Origin of the sequence: Nanhaiella sioensis, assembly GCF_046557775.1 — a bacterium.
Classification (GTDB): domain Bacteria; phylum Bacillota; class Bacilli; order Bacillales; family SM2101; genus Nanhaiella; species Nanhaiella sioensis.
The window spans coordinates 3,870,570-3,891,117 of sequence record NZ_JBKAEG010000001.1; the positions used below are offsets into that span (position 1 = coordinate 3,870,570).

Annotated in this window: 21 protein-coding genes; all 21 read left to right on the forward strand. The window is 36.3% G+C overall.

What is annotated here, in order from left to right; translation table 11 throughout:
* Window positions 1-11 precede the first annotated feature (11 nt).
* The 21 genes from plsX (at window position 12) to sucC (ending at window position 20,544) form a co-directional block, all read left to right on the forward strand.
* Window positions 12-998: a phosphate acyltransferase PlsX gene (gene plsX / locus V1503_RS18055; protein ID WP_410628583.1), complete on the forward strand. Its 987-nt coding sequence runs from the start codon at window positions 12-14 to the stop codon at window positions 996-998.
* 23 nt (window positions 999-1,021) lie between these two features.
* Window positions 1,022-1,963 (forward strand): ACP S-malonyltransferase, encoded by a 942-nt coding sequence (gene fabD, locus V1503_RS18060; RefSeq protein ID WP_410628584.1) that lies wholly within the window; start codon window positions 1,022-1,024, stop codon window positions 1,961-1,963.
* Between the two features lie 4 nt (window positions 1,964-1,967).
* Window positions 1,968-2,711 carry a 3-oxoacyl-[acyl-carrier-protein] reductase gene (fabG, locus tag V1503_RS18065; RefSeq protein WP_410628585.1) on the forward strand — a complete coding sequence of 248 codons (744 nt, stop codon included), beginning with the start codon at window positions 1,968-1,970 and terminating at the stop codon, window positions 2,709-2,711.
* Window positions 2,712-2,964: 253 nt separating this feature from the next.
* Complete coding sequence (gene acpP, locus V1503_RS18070; RefSeq protein WP_214482652.1) at window positions 2,965-3,198, forward strand: acyl carrier protein; 234 nt, start codon at window positions 2,965-2,967, stop codon at window positions 3,196-3,198.
* A gap of 146 nt (window positions 3,199-3,344) precedes the next feature.
* A complete protein-coding gene (gene rnc, locus V1503_RS18075) occupies window positions 3,345-4,061 on the forward strand; it encodes a ribonuclease III (RefSeq protein WP_410628586.1) in 717 nt (238 codons plus the stop codon).
* Between the two features lie 309 nt (window positions 4,062-4,370).
* Window positions 4,371-7,934: a chromosome segregation protein SMC gene (gene smc / locus V1503_RS18080; RefSeq protein WP_410628587.1), complete on the forward strand. Its 3,564-nt coding sequence runs from the start codon at window positions 4,371-4,373 to the stop codon at window positions 7,932-7,934.
* Between the two features lie 515 nt (window positions 7,935-8,449).
* A complete protein-coding gene (gene ftsY, locus V1503_RS18085) occupies window positions 8,450-9,439 on the forward strand; it encodes a signal recognition particle-docking protein FtsY (RefSeq protein WP_214482655.1) in 990 nt (329 codons plus the stop codon).
* Window positions 9,440-9,526: 87 nt separating this feature from the next.
* Window positions 9,527-9,859, forward strand: a complete 333-nt coding sequence (locus V1503_RS18090; RefSeq protein ID WP_410628588.1) for a putative DNA-binding protein — start codon at window positions 9,527-9,529, stop codon at window positions 9,857-9,859.
* Between the two features lie 15 nt (window positions 9,860-9,874).
* On the forward strand, window positions 9,875-11,215 hold the full coding sequence (gene ffh / locus V1503_RS18095; protein ID WP_410628589.1) for a signal recognition particle protein: 1,341 nt from the start codon (window positions 9,875-9,877) through the stop codon (window positions 11,213-11,215).
* A gap of 94 nt (window positions 11,216-11,309) precedes the next feature.
* Window positions 11,310-11,582: a 30S ribosomal protein S16 gene (rpsP, locus tag V1503_RS18100; RefSeq protein ID WP_214482658.1), complete on the forward strand. Its 273-nt coding sequence runs from the start codon at window positions 11,310-11,312 to the stop codon at window positions 11,580-11,582.
* Window positions 11,583-11,596: 14 nt separating this feature from the next.
* A complete protein-coding gene (locus V1503_RS18105; protein WP_214482659.1) occupies window positions 11,597-11,827 on the forward strand; it encodes a KH domain-containing protein in 231 nt (76 codons plus the stop codon).
* 459 nt (window positions 11,828-12,286) lie between these two features.
* Window positions 12,287-12,673, forward strand: coding sequence for a YlqD family protein (locus tag V1503_RS18110; RefSeq protein ID WP_214482660.1), 387 nt, complete (start codon window positions 12,287-12,289; stop codon window positions 12,671-12,673).
* 12 nt (window positions 12,674-12,685) lie between these two features.
* Entirely contained in the window at window positions 12,686-13,201 is a 516-nt protein-coding gene (gene rimM, locus V1503_RS18115) for a ribosome maturation factor RimM (protein WP_214482661.1), read from the forward strand.
* Window positions 13,202-13,203: 2 nt separating this feature from the next.
* A complete protein-coding gene (gene trmD, locus V1503_RS18120; protein WP_410628590.1) occupies window positions 13,204-13,935 on the forward strand; it encodes a tRNA (guanosine(37)-N1)-methyltransferase TrmD in 732 nt (243 codons plus the stop codon).
* 140 nt (window positions 13,936-14,075) lie between these two features.
* Window positions 14,076-14,420 carry a 50S ribosomal protein L19 gene (rplS, locus tag V1503_RS18125; RefSeq protein ID WP_214482781.1) on the forward strand — a complete coding sequence of 115 codons (345 nt, stop codon included), beginning with the start codon at window positions 14,076-14,078 and terminating at the stop codon, window positions 14,418-14,420.
* A 74-nt stretch (window positions 14,421-14,494) separates the two neighbouring features.
* Window positions 14,495-15,028: a signal peptidase I gene (gene lepB, locus V1503_RS18130; protein WP_214482663.1), complete on the forward strand. Its 534-nt coding sequence runs from the start codon at window positions 14,495-14,497 to the stop codon at window positions 15,026-15,028.
* A gap of 22 nt (window positions 15,029-15,050) precedes the next feature.
* The gene (ylqF, locus tag V1503_RS18135) at window positions 15,051-15,905 is read left to right on the forward strand and encodes a ribosome biogenesis GTPase YlqF (protein WP_214482664.1); all 855 of its coding nucleotides are present in this window, start codon (window positions 15,051-15,053) and stop codon (window positions 15,903-15,905) included.
* A 579-nt stretch (window positions 15,906-16,484) separates the two neighbouring features.
* Entirely contained in the window at window positions 16,485-17,270 is a 786-nt protein-coding gene (gene rnhB, locus V1503_RS18140) for a ribonuclease HII (RefSeq protein ID WP_410628591.1), read from the forward strand.
* Between the two features lie 6 nt (window positions 17,271-17,276).
* On the forward strand, window positions 17,277-19,007 hold the full coding sequence (locus V1503_RS18145; RefSeq protein WP_410628592.1) for a TP0910 N-terminal domain-containing protein: 1,731 nt from the start codon (window positions 17,277-17,279) through the stop codon (window positions 19,005-19,007).
* On the forward strand, window positions 19,004-19,285 hold the full coding sequence (locus tag V1503_RS18150) for an EscU/YscU/HrcU family type III secretion system export apparatus switch protein (RefSeq protein ID WP_320258942.1): 282 nt from the start codon (window positions 19,004-19,006) through the stop codon (window positions 19,283-19,285). The genes V1503_RS18145 and V1503_RS18150 overlap by 4 nt, the downstream gene beginning before the upstream one ends.
* A 98-nt stretch (window positions 19,286-19,383) precedes the next feature.
* Complete coding sequence (gene sucC / locus V1503_RS18155; protein WP_320258941.1) at window positions 19,384-20,544, forward strand: ADP-forming succinate--CoA ligase subunit beta; 1,161 nt, start codon at window positions 19,384-19,386, stop codon at window positions 20,542-20,544.
* The last annotated feature ends 4 nt before the right edge of the window (window positions 20,545-20,548 follow it).

Consider the following 20,548-nt stretch of genomic DNA (forward strand, 5'->3'; position numbering starts at 1 on the left):
AGGTCCAACAAATGAGAATCGCAATCGATGCAATGGGTGGTGACCATGCACCTAAAGAAATTGTTTTAGGCACACTAAAAGCACTAGAAGCTTTCCCTAACTTACATATTACTTTAATAGGGAATGAAGACAAAATTAAGACATATGTTTCTGAACAGAAACGTCTTTCCATAATACATGCTAATGAAATCATTGAAGCAACAGATGAGCCTGTAAGGGCAGTTCGTAGAAAGAAAAACGCCTCAATGGTACTTATGGCAAAAGAAGTGAAAGAAGGGCGTGCGGATGCTTGTATTTCTGCAGGGAATACGGGTGCTCTTATGGCAGCGGGTTTATTCATTGTCGGTCGAATCGATGGAATTGATCGCCCTGCATTAGCTCCCACATTACCAACTGCAGATGGACGTGGTTTTATTATGCTAGATGCTGGAGCTAATGTGGATGCCAAAGCTCAACATTTGCTCCAGTATGCAATTATGGGATCGATTTATGCTGAGAAAGTACGTGGTGTTCCATCACCTAGAGTGGGTTTATTAAATATTGGAACAGAAAAAAATAAAGGAAACGACCTGATGAAGCAAGTCTTTCCTTTATTAGAAAAAGCGTCATTACACTTTATTGGTAATGTTGAGGCGCGAGACTTATTAGAAGGGGTTGCAGATGTAGTCATAACAGACGGCTTTACGGGTAATGTTACATTAAAAGCAATAGAGGGAACAGCACAATCAGTTTTTTCTATGTTAAAAACAACATTAACAAGCAATTTTAAGAGCAAATTTGCAGCTTCTGTATTAAAGCCCCAACTGTTAGATTTAAAAGCTAAAATGGATTATTCAGAATATGGTGGAGCTGGGTTGTTTGGATTAAAAGCTCCAGTAATCAAAGCACATGGTTCTTCTGACGCCAATGCGATCTTCAACGCTATTCGTCAAGCAAAAGATATCGTTGATAACAATGTTACTGAATTAATAAAGCAACAAGTTGAATCTGATGATTGATAAGTAAAGAGAGGAATGATCATATGGGGAAAATTGCATTTGTTTTTCCAGGCCAAGGTTCACAAATTGTTGGTATGGGACAAAGCCTTGCACAAAAATATGACAATGTGGCAGCTGTTTTTAACAAAGCTGATGAAAAACTAGGTTTGTCACTAACTGACCTTATTTTCCAAGGTCCAGCTGATAAATTAACGCTAACGATGAATGCACAGCCAGCTTTATTAACGACGAGCATAGCTATTCTTGAACGGTTCAAAGAAGAAAATATACGACCTGATTATGTTGCCGGTCATAGTTTAGGAGAATATAGCGCACTTGTGGCTGCCGAAGCAATGTCATTTGAAGATGCAGTGTATGCAGTCAGGAAGCGAGGCGAATTAATGGAAGAAGCTGTTCCTGCTGGGGAAGGGTCAATGGCAGCTGTGTTAGGGATGGATCAAGGTCAGTTGCAAGAAATCACAACCCAAATTACAGCTGATGGATATCCAGTTCAACTAGCTAATTTGAACTGTCCTGGTCAAATTGTTATTTCTGGAACAGCTGAAGGAGTATCAATCGCAACGAAACAATGTAAAGAACATGGTGCAAAACGCGTCATCCCTTTAGTTGTAAGTGGGCCATTTCATTCATCACTCATGCAACCAGCTGCTAATAAATTCGATCACATACTGAACGAAATTACAATTAATCATGCAAAGGTTCCAGTAGTAGCAAACATTCATGCAACGCCATTAACGAAGAGCACAGATATAAAGCAAGCTTTAATTGAACAATTATATTCTCCAGTTTTGTGGCAACAGTCTGTAGAATACATGCTAGATAATGGTGTAGATACCTTTATAGAAATTGGTCCTGGTAAAGTTCTTTCAGGACTCATCAAAAAGGTAAACAGAAGGGTTAATGCCTATTCAATAAATGATGAAGAGTCAATGCTATTGACAATTGAAAGATTGAAAGGGGAATAAAAATATGACGTTGCAAGGAAAAATTGCCTTAGTGACAGGTGCATCTAGAGGGATTGGTCGTGCTATTGCATTGGAACTAGCGAAGCAAGGTGCTAGCGTAGTAGTAAATTTTGCAGGAAGTGAAGCTAGGGCTAACGAAGTAGTGGATGAAATTAAAGCACTCGGCCCTGAAGCAGTAGCGATGCAAGCTGACGTTGGAAATTCTGAAGCGGTATCTTCTATGATTAAAGATGTGATCGCTAAATTTGGTAAGTTAGACATTCTAGTAAACAACGCGGGAATAACGAGGGATAACTTGTTAATGAGAATGAAAGAAGATGAGTGGGATTCTGTCATTAATACAAATTTAAAGGGCGTATTCAATTGTACAAAGGCTGTTACACGCCAAATGATGAAGCAAAGAGCTGGAAGAATAATTAATATTGCTTCTGTCGTTGGAGTTGCAGGTAACCCTGGACAAGCAAACTATGTTGCTGCAAAAGCTGGTGTGATAGGTTTAACAAAAAGCTCTGCTAAGGAATTAGCTAGTAGAAACATTACAGTAAATGCGATAGCTCCAGGCTTTATTACAACTGATATGACTGATGAACTAAATGAAGATATTCGTAATGAAATGCTGAAACAAATTCCACTTGTGAAATTTGGTGAACCGACAGACGTAGCAGCTGTTGTAGCATTTATAGCTTCTGAAGCGAGTGGGTATATGACTGGACAAACATTGCATGTTGATGGCGGAATGGTCATGTAAAGAGCTTGGTAAAAAGGTGCTTTTAATATGGCTGTTATCGTAAAATTTGTTGTTTTTTTAATTGAATATGAACAGCTAGATGATATTATTATCTGATTGTCCTAAAAAGAAGAGAAGGTACGACGAACACTATATAAAGACGTGATCTCTGAATATGAAAAACAACAATCGATACGAAAACAGTCTTTTAAAATAATACAACTAGTTTTTTGAATGAAAATACACTATAATATTTGAGGGGAGGTGAGCAATAATGGCAGATGTTTTAGAACGTGTAACTAAGATTATCGTTGATCGCCTTGGAGTTGAAGAGTCAGAGGTGAAATTAGAATCTTCATTTAAAGATGATCTTGGTGCTGATTCCCTAGATGTAGTAGAGCTAGTGATGGAGCTTGAAGACGAATTCGATATGGAGATTTCCGATGAAGATGCTGAAAAGATAGCTACAGTTGGTGACGCTGTTAACTACATAAACGGTCAGCAATAATTTTGTCTATTAAAAGTCCCGTTTAAGGCGGGACTTTATCATCATAATAGGTGCCATTTAGTACATAGGCAATAAAGTGCAATTGATCAACCTCTATAAGTGAACAATTCCTAACATCAAGTTTTGTTGGAGGTACCTAAAATAACATGAGAAAAACAGGTATTGAAAAGCATGCGAAATTTAATGAATTTCAAGAAAAAATAGGTTTTCATTTTCAAAATAAAAAATTGTTGTTGCAAGCATTTACGCATTCATCTTATGTGAATGAGCATCGAAAACGGCTCTATGAAGATAATGAGAGATTAGAGTTTTTAGGAGACGCAGTTCTTGAGTTAACTATTTCCCAATATTTGTATAAAAAATACCCATTGCTAAGTGAAGGCAAATTAACGAAACTTCGTGCTGCTGTAGTTTGTGAATCTTCTCTTGTTTCTTTTGCAAATGAGTTATCCTTCGGTAAGCTAGTTATGTTAGGCAAAGGAGAAGAATTAACTGGTGGGCGAGAACGACCGGCATTATTAGCAGATGTATTTGAGGCATTTATTGGAGCTTTATATTTGGATCAAGGAATTGACGCTGTTTGTTCCTTTCTAGATAAGGTTGTATTTCCTAAAATAAATGATGGTGCTTTTTCTCATACGATGGATTATAAAAGTCAGCTTCAAGAATTAATTCAGAGAGATGGAGCTGGTTCACTCGAATATAAAATCCTACAGGAAAACGGTCCTGCTCATAATCGAGAGTTTGTATCTTCAGTTTGTATAAATAACAAAACACTTGGTGAAGGTAGGGGAAAGTCAAAAAAAGAAGCGGAGCAAAACGCTGCGAAAAAGGCTTTGCAAAAAGTAAAAGAATCTTTATAACACCATTAATGCCCCCTTTATGGGGGTATTTTTAAAAAGGCTCTTTTCGAATTTGTTACTATTCCACATTTGTTCCAAAGCTAAAGTTATGGAAATTATGGTTTAAAAAATAAAATGCTAAAGAACTTTATTTGTGAAGTATTAAAGCACTAGCTAGGAAAGCTACAAAGATAGCTATTCATAAACAACACTTACCAACTAAAGTGAACTATAAGGCTGATCAAATGAAATGCTGCCTGTGCTAGGCAGAGATGATCAAATGTGCGCACGTCATAATAAAAGAATTTTTACCTAATAGGAGGGATATTCATGTTCCTCAAACGGTTAGATATCGTTGGATTTAAATCGTTTGCAGAAAGAGTTTCCATTGATTTTGTGCCAGGTGTAACCGCAGTAGTTGGTCCGAACGGCAGTGGAAAAAGTAATATTACCGATGCTATAAGATGGGTATTGGGGGAACAATCCGCAAAATCTCTACGCGGAGCAAAAATGGAAGATATTATTTTTGCAGGTAGTGACTCAAGAAAGCCATTAAATATAGGAGAAGTAACGTTAACATTAGACAATGAAGATCAGTTTTTACCGATAGATTATCATGAAGTAAGTGTCACAAGGAGAGTTTTTCGTTCAGGAGAAAGTGAATTTTTAATAAATAAACAGCAGTGTCGACTAAAAGATATTGTTGATTTATTTATGGATTCAGGTCTTGGAAGAGAAGCTTTTTCAATTATAAGCCAAGGTAAAGTAGAAGAAATTTTAAGCAGCAAAGCTGAAGAAAGGCGCTCAATATTTGAAGAAGCTGCTGGAGTGTTAAAATACAAAACTCGTAAGAAAAAAGCAGAATATAAATTAGCCGAGACCCAAGAAAATTTACATCGTGTCTCTGATATCGTCCACGAGCTTGAAGGTCAAATAGAGCCATTAGAAATTCAATCATCAATTGCTAAAGATTATATTGAAAAAAAGGATGACCTCGAAAAAATTGAGGTTGCCTTAACAGTATTTGAAGTAGAAGACCTTCATAAAAAATGGGAGGATCTTCGTAACATATTTCAGCAACATAAAAATGATGAAATCGAATCATCTTCTTCTTTACAGAAATTAGAATCTGAAATAGAGCACCACCGTGAGCAAATAATCGCGCTTGATGAATCTATAGATGATCTTCAAGAAGTACTACTGCTCGCTAGTGAAGAATTAGAAAAGCTAGAAGGCCGGAAAGAAGTACTTAAGGAGCGCAAGAAGAACGCCTCCCAAAATAGAACACAATTAGAAAAAATAATTGATGAATTTGAGATGAAAAGACACGAGCATAGTGCTCAAAGAGATGAAGAAGCTCAGCTACTGAAACATTATGAAGAAGATGTGAATGTTAAGCAGCTTGACTTAAAGCAGAAAACACAAATGTATGCATCTTATGATCAAAATATTGAAGACGTAATTGAAGGGTTAAAAAGTGACTATATTGAATTATTAAATAAGAAAGCTGCCTTGAATAATGAACTTACGAATATTGAAGATCAGCTGAAACAACAAAATGTCCGTAAATCAAACTTAGAAGAAGTAAATCAAAAATATATAATTCAACGAAAAGAAACGAATGATCAAAAGCTACTACTACAAGCTAAAATTTCGAAAGTTCAAGAAGAAATTAACGATCAAATTAGTACATTTCGAAACAAACAAACAAACCTTGAACACTCGAAGACCAAGTACCAAAAAAAAGAGAATTTACTTTATCAAGCATATCAGTACTTGCAGCAGACCAAATCTCGTAAAGAAATGTTGGAAGAAATCAAAGAAGATTATTCAGGATTTTTTCATGGTGTTAAAGAAGTATTAAAAGCTAGAGATAAACATTTGCAAGGTGTTGAAGGTGCGATCGCAGAATTAATTCAAGTACCTCAGGAGTATGAAATTGCTATAGAAATAGCATTGGGAGCAGCAACACAGCATATTGTCGTTCATGATGAACAACATGCTAGGCAAGCTATTAGTTATTTAAAGAAAAACTCATATGGCAGGGCTACATTCTTACCATTATCAGTCATTAAAGAGCGTAAGATTTCAGACCTGCAACTGAATCAAATAAAAAACCACCCATCATATGTAGGGGTTGCTTCAGACTTAATAACATTTGATGAAAGGTATAGTGCTGTCTTAAAAAACGTACTAGGGACAGTAGTCATTACTACGGATTTAAAAGGTGCAAATGATTTAGCAAGACAATTACAGTTTAGGTATCGTCTCGTTACACTTGAAGGTGATGTAGTAAATCCTGGTGGGTCCATGACAGGTGGGGCAGTAAAGCAGAAATCAAATTCGTTATTAAGCAGAGGGCGTGAGCTTGAAGAACTTTCAGTAAAAGTACTTGATATGGAGCAAAAGACTTCACAGCTTGAAGCTCAAGTAAAGGAACTGAAGGACACCATTAAAGAAGATGAGGCAGGGCTTGAGGTATTACGTGAAACGGGTAATACGCTTCGTTTGAGTGAACAGTCGATAAAAGGAGAAATTCGAGAGCTTGAAATAGAAGAAAAAAATGTTAACGATCGTTTAACTGTTTACGACTTTGAAAAAGAAAATTTCTCACAACAGATGGATGAAATGAATGCAAGAACAAGAACGATTAAAGAACAAGTGAGCGTCATCGAAAACCAAGTGATGAATCTTGATCAAGAAATAGAAAAACTTACTTTAGAAAAGAATGACCAACAAATATCAAAAGAGTCACTACAAAAAGAAATAACGGAATTAAAGGTTGAATTAGCAAGCCAAGAGCAGCTGTTAGCGAATCATCAAGAGAAAGCAGGTCGCACATTACATGCTATTGCTGAAATTGAAGATAAATTGCAGGAAGCGAAGGAGGATCTTTCATTACTGCAAAATGAGATGAGTTCAAACTCATCGGGTGAAGAGGTTTTAGTCTCTGAAGCTGTAAAAAAGAAACAGGATAAATCAGCTACTGTTCAGCTTATCGCAGAACGTCGTGATCAACGCCTTCATCTACAGCAAAAATTAGAAGATCAGGAGCGCGAAGCGAAAGAACAAAAACGACAATATAAGCAGCTTGTAGAGGTTTTACGTGATGAAGAAGTAAAAATTAATCGTTTAGACGTGGAATTAGAAAACAGATTAACTCACTTGCGAGAAGAATATATGTTAACTTTTGAGGCTGCGAAAGAAAGGTATCCTTTGGAATTGGATATAGAGGAAGCTAGACAGAAAGTAAAATTAATTAAGCTTGCAATTGATGAGCTTGGAAATGTAAATCTTGGTGCAATTGATGAGTTTGAACGTGTAAATGAGCGTTATTCCTTTTTACAAGAGCAGAAGGAAGATTTACTACAAGCAAAGGACACATTATATCAGGTTATCGATGAAATGGACGATGAAATGAAGCGAAGGTTTCAAGCAACATTTAACAATATCAGTTCTCACTTCGAGCCTGTTTTCCAAGCATTATTTGGTGGTGGACGGGCAGAATTGAAGCTTACTGATCCAGGAGATTTATTAAATACTGGAGTTGAAATTGTTGCACAGCCACCAGGGAAAAAACCTCAAAATTTAAGTTTATTATCAGGTGGAGAAAGAGCTTTAACTGCTATAGCATTACTGTTTGCAATTTTAAAGGTTCGCCCTGTTCCATTTTGTGTTTTGGATGAGGTAGAAGCTGCGCTAGATGAAGCCAATGTGCATCGTTTTGCACAATATTTACAACGTTATAGCTCAGATACACAATTTATAGTTATTACTCACCGAAAAGGAACAATGGAAGAAGCTGATGTTCTTTATGGAGTTACGATGCAAGAATCGGGTGTGTCTAAGCTAGTTTCAGTTCGACTCGGTGAAACTGCTGAATTGGTTAAGTAAGGATCTTTTCGTAAACTTTGTTACTATTGTAATTAAATTATTGCTATAAAAAGTGGGTTATATAGTGATTCAACGTTATATAAAAGAAAAGATCCCACCGATGCGAAAACAACCTAACTAAAGGATCTTTTCGTAAACTTTGTTACTATTGTAATTAAATTAGTTCTATAAAAAGTGGTTTATATAGTTATTCAAAGTTATGCAATAGAAAAGATACCACGAACGCTAATTGTGTACGTGATTAACTTTTAATACGAAAAGCACCAATTTATGCGAAAATAACCTAAAGTAAAGAAACGATTACTTGATATTAACTAAAGGATATTTTCGTAAACTTTGTTGCTATTGTAATCAAAACAGTTCTATAAAAAGTGGTTTATATAGTTATTCAAAGTTATATAAAAGAAAAGATCCACCGAACGCTAGTTGTATAGGTGTTGTTTCTAAATGCGAAAACTACCTAACTAAAAGGTACGTGAGTAACGATTTTATGACATAAGAAGGGAAGAACAATTATGAGCTTTTTTAAAAAATTGAAAGAAAAAATTACTAAGCAGACAGATTCAGTAACAGAAAAATTTAAAGATGGTTTATCGAAAACAAGGAATTCTTTTTCAGAAAAGATGAATGACCTTGTTGCGAGATACAGGTCTGTAGATGAAGATTTTTTTGATGAGTTGGAAGAAATCTTAATTGGAGCAGACGTAGGTGTAGCAACTGTAATGGAATTAATTGATGAATTAAAAATGGAGGTAAAGCGTAGAAATATACAGGACACGAGAGAAGTTCAAGATGTTATTACGGAAAAGCTAGTTGATATTTATGAAGGACAGGACGATTTATCTGCAAATATAAATATTCAAGAGCAGTCTTTAACTGTCATTTTGTTCGTTGGAGTTAATGGTGTTGGGAAAACAACTACGATTGGGAAGCTTGCAAATAAATTTAAAAATGAAGGAAAATCAGTATTATTAGCAGCAGGAGATACATTTCGTGCTGGTGCTATAGACCAACTGGAAGTATGGGGAGAAAGAGTTGGTGTAGATGTAATTAAGCAATCTCCAGGCTCTGACCCTGCTGCTGTTATGTACGATGCTGTTCAGGCAGCTAAAGCTCGTAACGCTGATATTTTATTATGTGACACAGCCGGTAGATTGCAAAACAAAGTCAATCTAATGAAAGAACTTGAAAAGGTGAAGCGTGTGATCGAACGGGAAGTTCCTGGGGCTCCCCACGAAGTCTTACTCGTTTTAGATGCTACCACAGGTCAAAATGCTATGAGTCAGGCCAAGCAATTTGCAGAATCAACAGATGTGTCAGGCATTGTTTTAACAAAGTTAGACGGTACTGCAAAGGGAGGTATCGTATTGGCTATTCGAAACGAGCTATCGATTCCTGTTAAATTGGTCGGTCTTGGGGAACAAGTTGATGATTTACAACAATTTGATCCAGAACAATACGTCTTTGGCTTGTTTGCTGGTTTAATCGCAGATACTGAAGCATAATAGAGCTGTTAAGAAAAAAACTTGACATTAATGATTCGACCTAGTACAATTTGTAAAGGTAATTCACTTAACATAGGGGGAAAGACTATGCTTGAAAAAAAGACAAGAATGAATTATCTATACGATTTTTATCATTCGTTGTTAACGGAAAAACAACAAAGCTATATGTCTTTATATTATTTAGACGACTTTTCCCTTGGTGAAATTGCTGAACTGTTTAATGTTAGTCGCCAGGCAGTATATGATAACATTAAACGTACAGAAACGATGCTTGAACAGTATGAAGAGAAGTTGTTGTTATTTCAAAAATTTCAGCAACGTCTACAACTTTTTTCTGATCTGAAAGAAATCATGTCAAGTAGCGTTCAAGATAATACAAAACAGCTTGCAGTACTTAATGAACTCGAGAAATTAGAGTAAGGGAGCGGCACATAAATGGCATTTGAAGGATTAGCCGACCGACTGCAAAATACAATTAAGAAAATCACAGGCAAAGGAAAAGTAACGGAAGCGGATGTAAAAGCGATGATGCGAGAAGTGCGTCTTGCATTATTAGAAGCGGACGTTAACTTTAAAGTTGTTAAGGATTTTGTGAAACGAGTCAGTGAAAGAGCCGTCGGTCAAGAGGTTATGAAGAGCTTAACCCCTGGTCAACAGGTTATTAAAGTAGTAAAAGAAGAGCTGACTGAACTGATGGGTGGAGAGCAAAGTAAAATTGCAGTAGCAAATCGTCCACCAACTGTTATTTTAATGGTAGGGTTACAAGGTGCAGGTAAAACAACTCATACTGGGAAAATAGCAAATTTACTTAGAAAGAAATATAACAAAAATCCACTTCTAGTAGCTGCTGATATTTATCGACCTGCTGCTATAAAACAACTACAAACGTTAGGGAAACAGCTGAATATGCCGGTTTTCTCTCTTGGTGACCAAGTGAGCCCGGTGGAAATAGCTAAACAGGCAATCGCGCAAGCAAAAGAAGAACATAATGATTATGTTCTTATTGATACTGCTGGGCGACTCCATATCGATGAAGCATTAATGGATGAGTTAGCTCAAATCAAAGAGGTAACAAACCCTCATGAAATTTTCTTGGTCGTCGATGCAATGACAGGTCAAGACGCTGTTAACGTAGCTGAAAGCTTTAATAGCCAACTTGGAATTACAGGTGTAGTTTTGACGAAGCTTGATGGAGACACACGTGGTGGTGCAGCATTATCGGTAAAGGCTGTTACAGGTAAACCAATTAAGTTTGTTGGTTTGGGAGAAAAGCTTGATGCGCTTGAAGCATTTCATCCTGAACGCATGGCATCTCGTATACTAGGTATGGGGGATGTACTAACATTAATTGAAAAAGCTCAAGCTACAGTTGATGAAGATAAAGCCAAAGAGTTAGAACAAAAAATGAGGACAATGTCCTTTACTTTTGATGACTTTTTGGAACAACTATCCCAAGTTCGTTCAATGGGCCCTCTAGATGACTTAATTAATATGTTACCTGGAGCAAACAAAATGAAAGGTCTAAAGAACGTTCAAGTGGATGAAAAGCAAATTGGTCATGTTGAGGCTATTATTCGCTCGATGACCAAAGTTGAAAAAGTTCAGCCAGAGATTATTAATGCAAGTAGAAAGAAGCGAATTGCAAAAGGAAGCGGAACTTCTGTTCAAGAAGTTAACCGTTTGTTGAAGCAGTTCGAGGACATGAAGAAAATGATGAAACAAATGACGAACATGTCCAAAAGTAAGAAAAAGGGTATGAAATTCCCTTTTATGTAGGGAAAATAATACTGTTAAGAAAAAACACTTTACAAACATATTGATTTTTTGATAATATACTATTCTGTGTGAAATATTTTCGGAGGTGCTTATAATGGCAGTAAAAATTCGTTTGAAACGTATGGGAGCAAAAAAATCTCCTTTTTATCGTATTGTAGTAGCAGATTCACGTTCACCACGTGATGGTAGAATCATCGAAACAGTTGGAACATACAACCCAGTTGCAGAACCAGCTCAAGTAAACATCAATGAAGAGTTAGCTCTTAAGTGGATGCAAGATGGAGCAAAACCATCTGATACTGTTCGTAATCTATTCTCAAAACAAGGGATTATGGAAAAATTCCATAATGCTAAAAACAGTAAGTAACAGTTGTGAATCGGATGAGACAGTTAATTGAAACGATCGTAAAAGCCCTTGTCGATTATCCGGATGATGTATTGGTGAAAGAAACATCTGATGAACGCAACATAACATACCATTTATCTGTTCATAAAGAAGACATGGGGAAAGTAATTGGTAAGCAAGGTCGAGTGGCAAAAGCGATACGCACTGTTGTTTATGCAGCGGGTGCAAGTGAAAAGAAACGAATTCATCTAGAGATTAATGACTAATAGCAATGTTAAGCAAATCACATGAACGGGATTTACGTGGGATCAAGCCAACGCAGTAATTCTACAAACATATTTCCCAGACGATTTGAACATCCGCTAAATGTACGTGTTCAAATGGGAGGAGAAAAAGGTCTGAGAAGAACAAGCCAACGCAGTAATTCTACAGACATATTTCCCGAACAATTTGAACATCCGTATATAGAGAAAAGGGTGGGGGGTAACCTCCTCCCTTTCTTTACATTTTAGACGTGCTTTGTTTAGGGAAGAGAAAACTACTAACAAAGGTCGTCACTTCACCTATCCATATGAAGGTCAAATGGTCTCGTGTGTATGGGTGAAGTACTAAGCTTGAATGAGAACGATATACTTCTTTGTTATAATTGTAGGTATACAAGTGTAGTTAACATGAGTTTCAATGTACAATTAGGCTAGAACGAACCTATCAAAGGGATGGTTGCGATGAAAATTATACAAAATATAATTGTAAAGCAAGTTCTCACTGAGAAAAGTAAAGACGGTCTACTAGATAAGTTTCAACAGTCAAAATTTCAATTACAAAAAGAATGTGATCAGCTACGATTTGAACGTAAGAAAATGGAAAATAATAAGAAGTATCAGGCATCAACACTACATACATATTTTGAACGAGAAATAAATTCGAGACTGGATAAAATTAAAGTTTTGGATTTTCAAATTGAACAGCTAGAAATTTTACCTATTGGCAGTGAATTAAGAGAAAAAGAAGTGCAGGCCATTGTCGATATAAATGTTGGTGATAGTTGGGACGACATATCTCATGAGAAAACAATTATTATCAAGGAAGGTATTGTAGTAGAAATGAGATAGAGGTGAAGTTAAATGGGTAAGTGGTATAATGTTGGGAAAATTGTTAATACTCATGGTATTAAAGGAGAAGTAAGAGTCATTTCTAAAACTGATTTTGCTGAAGAACGTTATGAACTAGGGAATAAGCTGTATATTTTTACAGGTGAAAATAATCAACCTATCGAGGTTGTAGTTAAAAGCCATCGCTTGCATAAAAATTTTGATCTGTTGACTTTTGAGGGCTACCACAACGTAAATGAAGTTGAGAAATATAAGGGCTCCTTACTAAAAGTGCCTGAGGATCAATTAAGTGAACTTGATGAAGGTGAATTTTATTTCCATGAAATTATCGGTTGCCATGTGTATACAGATGAGGCGAAAGAACTAGGTACGGTTAAGGAAATATTAACACCAGGGGCAAATGATGTGTGGGTCGTCAAAGGACATAATAATCAAGAAATACTCATTCCGTATATCGATGACATTGTGCTAGATATTAATATTCATGACAAGAAGATTGTTATTAAACCTTTAGAGGGGTTACTTTAAATATGAAGATTGACATACTTACATTGTTCCCTGAAATGTTTGAAGGCGTATTCGGTCAGTCTATATTAAAAAAAGCACAAGACAAAGAAGCTGTATCATTAAAAGCAACTAATTTTCGTGATTATACGACTAATAAGCATGGGAAAGTTGATGATTATCCATATGGTGGTGGGGCAGGTATGGTATTAACCCCACAACCTATTTTTTCAGCTATTGAAGACTTGAGCAAAGATATAAATACGAATCCTCGAATTATATTAATGTGCCCTCAAGGTGAGAAGTTTAATCAAAGTAAGGCAAAAGAACTATCAACAGAGGATCATCTAGTGTTCATTTGTGGCCATTATGAAGGGTACGATGAAAGAATACGCGAACAACTAGTTACTGACGAAATATCCATTGGTGATTTTGTATTGACAGGTGGAGAATTGGCTTCGATGGTCGTTATTGATAGTGTTGTAAGACTCCTTCCTGGAGTGTTAGGAAATGATGAATCAGCTGTTGAGGAGTCATTTTCAATGGGTTTGCTTGAACACCCTCAATATACAAGACCAGCAAACTTCCAAGGTCATCAAGTGCCAGAAGTTTTATTATCTGGGAATCATCAAAAAATTTCAGAGTGGCGTCAAAAAGAATCTTTGAGACGTACACTGCTTCGCCGACCAGATTTATTGAATCAAGCTGACCTTACACCTCAACAAGAAAAATGGTTAGAAGAGTTAAAAAAACAATAAAGCTAGTTATTGCATGTCATTCATTTTTATGCTATGATATTTTTTGTGACTAAGGATGAATATCCTTATGTTACTGATGACTGATGTTCCGCTGTAATGTAAAACATTGGAATGAACATCTGTGGAAGGAGTTGAAAACGATGCAACAATTAATTGAAGAAATCACAAAAGAACAGTTAAGATCAGATCTTCCTGAATTCCGTTCTGGTGACACTGTACGTGTACACATTAAAGTTGTCGAGGGTAGCCGTGAGCGTATCCAGGTGTTTGAAGGTGTAGTAATTAAGCGTCGTGGTGGCGGGATTAGCGAAACATTTACTGTCCGTAAAGTATCTTACGGTGTAGGTGTTGAACGTACATTGCCATTACATTCACCTAAAATTGCTAAACTTGAAAGAATTCGACGTGGTAAAGTACGCCGTGCAAAACTTTACTACTTACGTAACCTTAGAGGTAAGGCTGCGCGTATTAAAGAAATTCGATAATAGAACTAAAAAGGAGCTTGTCTATCAAGCTCTTTTTTCATATATAAGATTAAAAAAGTATAGGTGGTAGCGTTATGACAACTAAAAAAAATGAATTATTTGAGTGGGTTAAAGCCTTAATTATTGCCATATTGTTAGCTGCGGTCATCAGATACTTTCTATTCGCTCCAATCGTCGTTGATGGAGAGTCAATGATGCCAACCTTAAATAATACAGACAGAATGATTGTCAATAAAATCTCATACACAATCGGCGAGCCTCACCGCTTCGATATCGTTGTTTTTCATGCTAATGCTGAAAAAGATTACATTAAAAGAGTGATTGGTTTGCCAGGTGATCATGTAGAATACAAAGATGATACACTTTTTATTAACGGTGAAAAGTTTGAAGAGCCATATTTAGATGAGAAAAAGAAAGAGCTAATAGCAGGTACACCTCTTACGGACCCATTTGAAGTCACAGTTCCGGATGGAGAGTTATTTGTTTTGGGAGACAATCGTCGTGCAAGCAGAGACAGCCGTCATATTGGAACGATACCTATTGACGAAGTCCTTGGAAAAACTAGTGTTGTGTATTGGCCGTTTTCTAAAATAAGGATAGCAAACTAGTAAGAGAGGATGAAATGAAAAAATGACAATTCAATGGTTTCCGGGGCATATGGCTAAAGCAAAACGTCAGGTCATTGAAAAAATAAAACTCATAGATATCGTCTTTGAGCTTGTAGATGCACGTATTCCAGCTTCTTCAAGAAATCCAATGGTTGATGAAATGATTAGTAATAAGCCAAGGCTTATACTACTTAATAAAGCTGATATGGCCGACCCGAGTAAAACAAAAGAATGGATTGATTACTTCCAACAACGAGGGGATCGAGCTATACCAATTGATTCTCAGTCAGGTAAAGGAATGAAGCAGATTGTTGCCATTTCCAAAGAAATGCTGCAAGACAAATTTGATAAGATGAGACAAAAAGGCGTGAAACCACGTCCGATTAGAGCTGTTATAGTAGGAATTCCTAATGTAGGTAAATCAACGTTAATCAATCGTCTTGCAAAGAAAAAAATTGCACAGACAGGTGATAGACCGGGAATAACAAAAGCACAACAGTGGATTAAAGTTGGTAAAGAATTAGAACTCTTAGATACTCCGGGTATTTTATGGCCGAAGTTTGAGGACGAAGCTGTTGGGTTAAAGCTTGCTACAACAGGTGCTATAAAAGATACGATATTAAACTTACAAGATATTACTGTATACGCTTTAAGATTCTTAAGCCATCAATATCCAGATCGGCTGAAAGATAGATACAATTTGCAAGAAATTCATGATGACATCGTCATAACATTTGATGAAATCGGCAAAAGACGAGGCTGTATCATGGCTGGTGGGATAATAGATTACGATAAAGTATCTGAGTTAGTGTTAAGAGAAATACGTTCAGAAAAACTAGGACCATTAACATTCGAAAGTCCTGCCGAAAATGAATAACATAGTGTTTTAAGAGGTGATATACATATCTCCTCATGTCAATTGACATGAAGTCTCTTCAGGGTAGCACGAGGTCACTAGCCCTGTTCTTTGTGTAACAAATGTCTTCGATTGACGTCGCTCAGTTAAGGCCTTACCTTATCTGAGTTTATCTTGCCTTGCTCGCTTATGTTAGCGAGCCTTTATTTTTTTTATTTAGAACCGATATAATGACTATGCTGTTTGCTATTGATTGTTGTACTTCGTACGAATAAATAAGTACGGATACAACGATCGTTTCGTGGAATCTTTACTACTATAAAATGTTGATAATCACATAAGAACTTCTTGATAATGAGGTATTTAGTATAAATATCAACAAAGTTTACACAGATAGTCTTATATAAAGAGTCTACTTCTAAGCAGTATTGACACGGGTCAATGACAGCTGTATACGTAGCGCGTTGATTTCTTCTTACAAAAGATCAACACATGTAAAGTGTTATGGCGTTTGTTTCCACAAACATATTACTACATAATAATAATTTTGAAAGAATGATAAAGTTTACGCAGAGAGCCATATTGAAAGAGTGATTGAGAATGAATAAACTTACAGTAAAACAAATAAAGCAAATTTTAGATGGGACGACTAATATAGAGGATCCAATTATTAAAAAATGCGAGGATGATGATCGAAAAGGTGTTCAACAACTACTGACTAGGTGGTTGAAACAACAGGAGGAACATCACACTCAACAACAGCTATTTATTGAGATGAGTACATATGAGAAAAGCCTATATAAACAAGGGTATAATAGCATTGCAGGTATAGATGAGGTTGGTAGGGGACCACTTGCTGGTCCAGTTGTAGCTGCAGCTGTGATATTACCTAAAGACTTTTATTTACCAGGGTTAAATGACTCCAAAAAGCTATCATTTAAGAAGAGGGAATATTTGTATGATTATATTATGGAGCATGCGGTTACAACAAGTGTTGGCATTGTTTCTGCACAGAAAATAGATGAAATAAATATATATCAAGCAACAAAATATGCCATGAAACAGGCAATTGAAGACCTTAACGTACAGCCTGATTTTCTATTGATCGATGCCATGGAATTGTCAACGGACTTACCACAGTTATCGATTATAAAAGGTGACTCAAAAAGTATTGCAATAGCAGCTAGTTCTATTGTAGCTAAAGTGACACGAGACAGGATAATGATTAACTTAGCAGAAGAGTTTCCTCAATATCAATTCGAAAAGCATATGGGGTACGGCACAAAAGAGCATATGACAGCGTTGCAACAATTTGGCGTAACGAGAGAACATCGTAAAACATTTAGCCCGGTGCGTGAGACATTAGAAATGGTCAGTGAGGTGTAAACAATAATGATTCATCCGTCGCTTATACACACTTTTATTAACGATACAGAGGTTCAACAAACTAAAGCGGTATCAATAAATCAAGGAGATATTTTTCAAGGGAAAGTAACGAAGCTTTTTCCTAATGATATTGCTGCTGTTCAAATTGGTGGAATGAAATTATTGGCTTCATTTGAAGTGCCGTTATCGGTAGGTGTAGACTATTGGTTTCAGGCTACAAATCATGAGGGGCAATTAAATTTAAAAGTAATAGGAAATGCCGCATCTACAAAAAATCAAATGAACGAATCTAGTATGATCACCCAACTCCTCAGTCAATTTCAATTGGATGACTCAAAGGCTAATATTGCTCTTCTCCGTTTTTTGATGAAAGAAAACATGCCCTTCACGAAAGGGGAGATCAACCATGCTAGTAATTGGTTTCTACAATCTACTGATCGTGAAGGAACGTTACAAACGATTAAAACGATGCTCGTTAATGACCTCCCATTTACGGATGAAGTTTATCATTCAATTTCATCTACATACGGCAAAGAGCCGTTAAGCAAACAGTTGTATCAAATTCAAGAATTATTAGGAGCTCAACAGTTCCAATCAGCAGAGAATAAACTGCTGCAAGCGAAAATAGCGTCAATTATTTCGATAAATAGTCAATCGCAAGAAACCACTTTAAGTAAGCTTCTGCAGACGCTCGTTGATGACAATGCTCACATAGCGGACAAACAAACTTTATTATCAATACTTGATAAACTTACTGTACAAACAAACAAATCCAACAATACTATACAAGTAGATATTGATTCTTCCAAGGAGCTAGGGAACAGGTCTAATTTATTACCAAGTGTTGAAAAAGTGGTTGCTCAACTACATACGATATTAACGGCGGAGGGAATAACCGACAAAGATAAAAGTATCATCGGAACAATTTCTTCACGTCTAGGATCAAATATGGATGTGAGTGGCATAGGCAATAAATTAAATGAAATTGTTGAGCAAATAACAAAAGGTAAAGATGATTTAATAGGTTTTAGTTCTAAGGAGAAACAGCTTCTTTTCCAACTTGGTCAATCAATTCAAAATAATGATGGATGGGAAAATGGAACGGCAGTTAAAATGGCATTTCAACAAATTAGTAATTCGATGGGCTTAGACTATGAATCACTATTAAAAGATTTTACAAAAACCCCTCACGAAATTGAAAGATTAGAGTCAATAAAACCATTGCTGTTAACTATTTTACAACAGTCTATTTCTAAGCAGCTAAATGAAAGCATTGAGGCCGTTTTATACAGATTAAATGCTCAACAGTTGTTAAGTCAGGAACAAGGTCCATTTCAACATATAATGATGCAGCTACCTGTACCGTTATACGATCGGTTGACTGATGTATCAATTCAATGGAGTGGAAAAAAACAACAGAGTGGCGAAATTGACCCAAATTTTTGTCGAGTCATCTTTTTTGTGGAGTTAGAATCAATAAAGGAAACAGTTATAGATGTACACATTCAAAATCGTATTATTAATATTTCAATTATTAATGATACGGAAGGATTGGCTAATCTCATTAAAAGTATGCAAAATGTTTTGAAAGAAAATTTACTTTCGTTAGACTATCAGCTATCTTCAGTTAAAGTTTTGCAATCGGCTGAAGGAAAACAAAATGTGTCAATCACTAAATCTATAGCAGAGAAAAAGCATGTCGATAACAACTATTATGGAGTAGATATACGTATATGAGTGAAAAAGTAGATTTAATTAAAGAAGCGATTGCACTTAAATATGATAGCGAAAAAAAATCTTCCCCAACGGTTGTTGGCAAGGGAAAAGGGATTGTTGCAGAGAATATTATTTCTCTAGCTGAAGAGCATAATATTCCTCTTCAGGAAGACCCTACACTCGTAAATTTGTTAAGTCAGCTAAATATAAATGAAGCAATTCCTGAAGAATTATATGAAGCAGTAGCAGAAATATTTGCCTTTATTTACCGTGTGGATAAACAACAAGGTGAAAGATAAAAATAATAATTTTGTTGGAATGCTAGACATTATACTAGCCATTATATAAAATGAAAGCGCAGTCTATTTTATTTTGTTATTTAGTAGGAGGATGGGAAATGAATATCCATGAATATCAAGGGAAAGAAATCCTCAGAAGTTACGGGGTAGCCGTTCCGAATGGCAAAGTTGCCTTCTCAGCTGAAGAGGCAGTTGAGGCAGCGAAGGAACTAGGAACGGAAGTTTGTGTTGTGAAAGCGCAAATCCACGCTGGTGGTCGTGGTAAAGCAGGTGGCGTGAAAATTGCGAAAAGTATTGATGAAGTTCGTACATATGCAAATGACCTTTTAGGTAAAATACTTGTTACTCATCAAACGGGTCCAGAAGGTAAAGAAATCAAACGCCTATTAGTTGAAGAGGGCTGCGATATTAAAAAGGAATACTATATAGGGCTTGTATTGGATCGTGAAACTTCCCGTGTCGTCTTAATGGCATCAGAGGAAGGCGGTACAGAAATTGAGGAAGTAGCAGAAAAAACACCAGAGAAAATTTTTAAGGAGTACATTGATCCTGTAGTTGGATTAACTGGCTTCCAAGCACGACGAATTGCATTTAATATTAATATTCCTAAAGAACTAGTGAACAAGGCTGTCAAATTTATGATAGGTCTTTATACAGCATTTATCGAAAAAGATTGTTCCATTGCTGAAATTAACCCACTTGTTGTAACAGGTGATGGGAACGTTATGGCGCTAGATGCAAAATTAAACTTTGACTCAAATGCTCTCTATCGTCAAAAAGATGTTTTAGCTTACCGTGATCTTGATGAGGAAGACCAAAAAGAAATTGAAGCTTCGAAATATGACTTAAGTTATATTTCATTAGACGGTAATATCGGTTGTATGGTTAACGGAGCGGGCCTTGCTATGGCGACGATGGATATTATTAAACATTACGGCGGTGACCCAGCAAACTTCCTTGATGTTGGTGGTGGTGCAACTGCTGAAAAAGTAACTGAAGCTTTCAAAATCATTCTATCTGATGAAAGTGTTAAAGGGATTTTTGTTAATATTTTCGGAGGAATTATGAAATGTGATGTTATTGCAACGGGTGTTGTAGAAGCAGCTAAACAAGTAGAATTAAGCGTTCCTCTTGTTGTCCGTTTAGAAGGAACAAACGTCGACCTAGGGAAGAAAATTTTACAAGAGTCTGGTTTAAATATTATTGCAGCAGAATCAATGGCTGATGGTGCTCAAAAAATCGTAGAACACGTAGGGTAAGAAA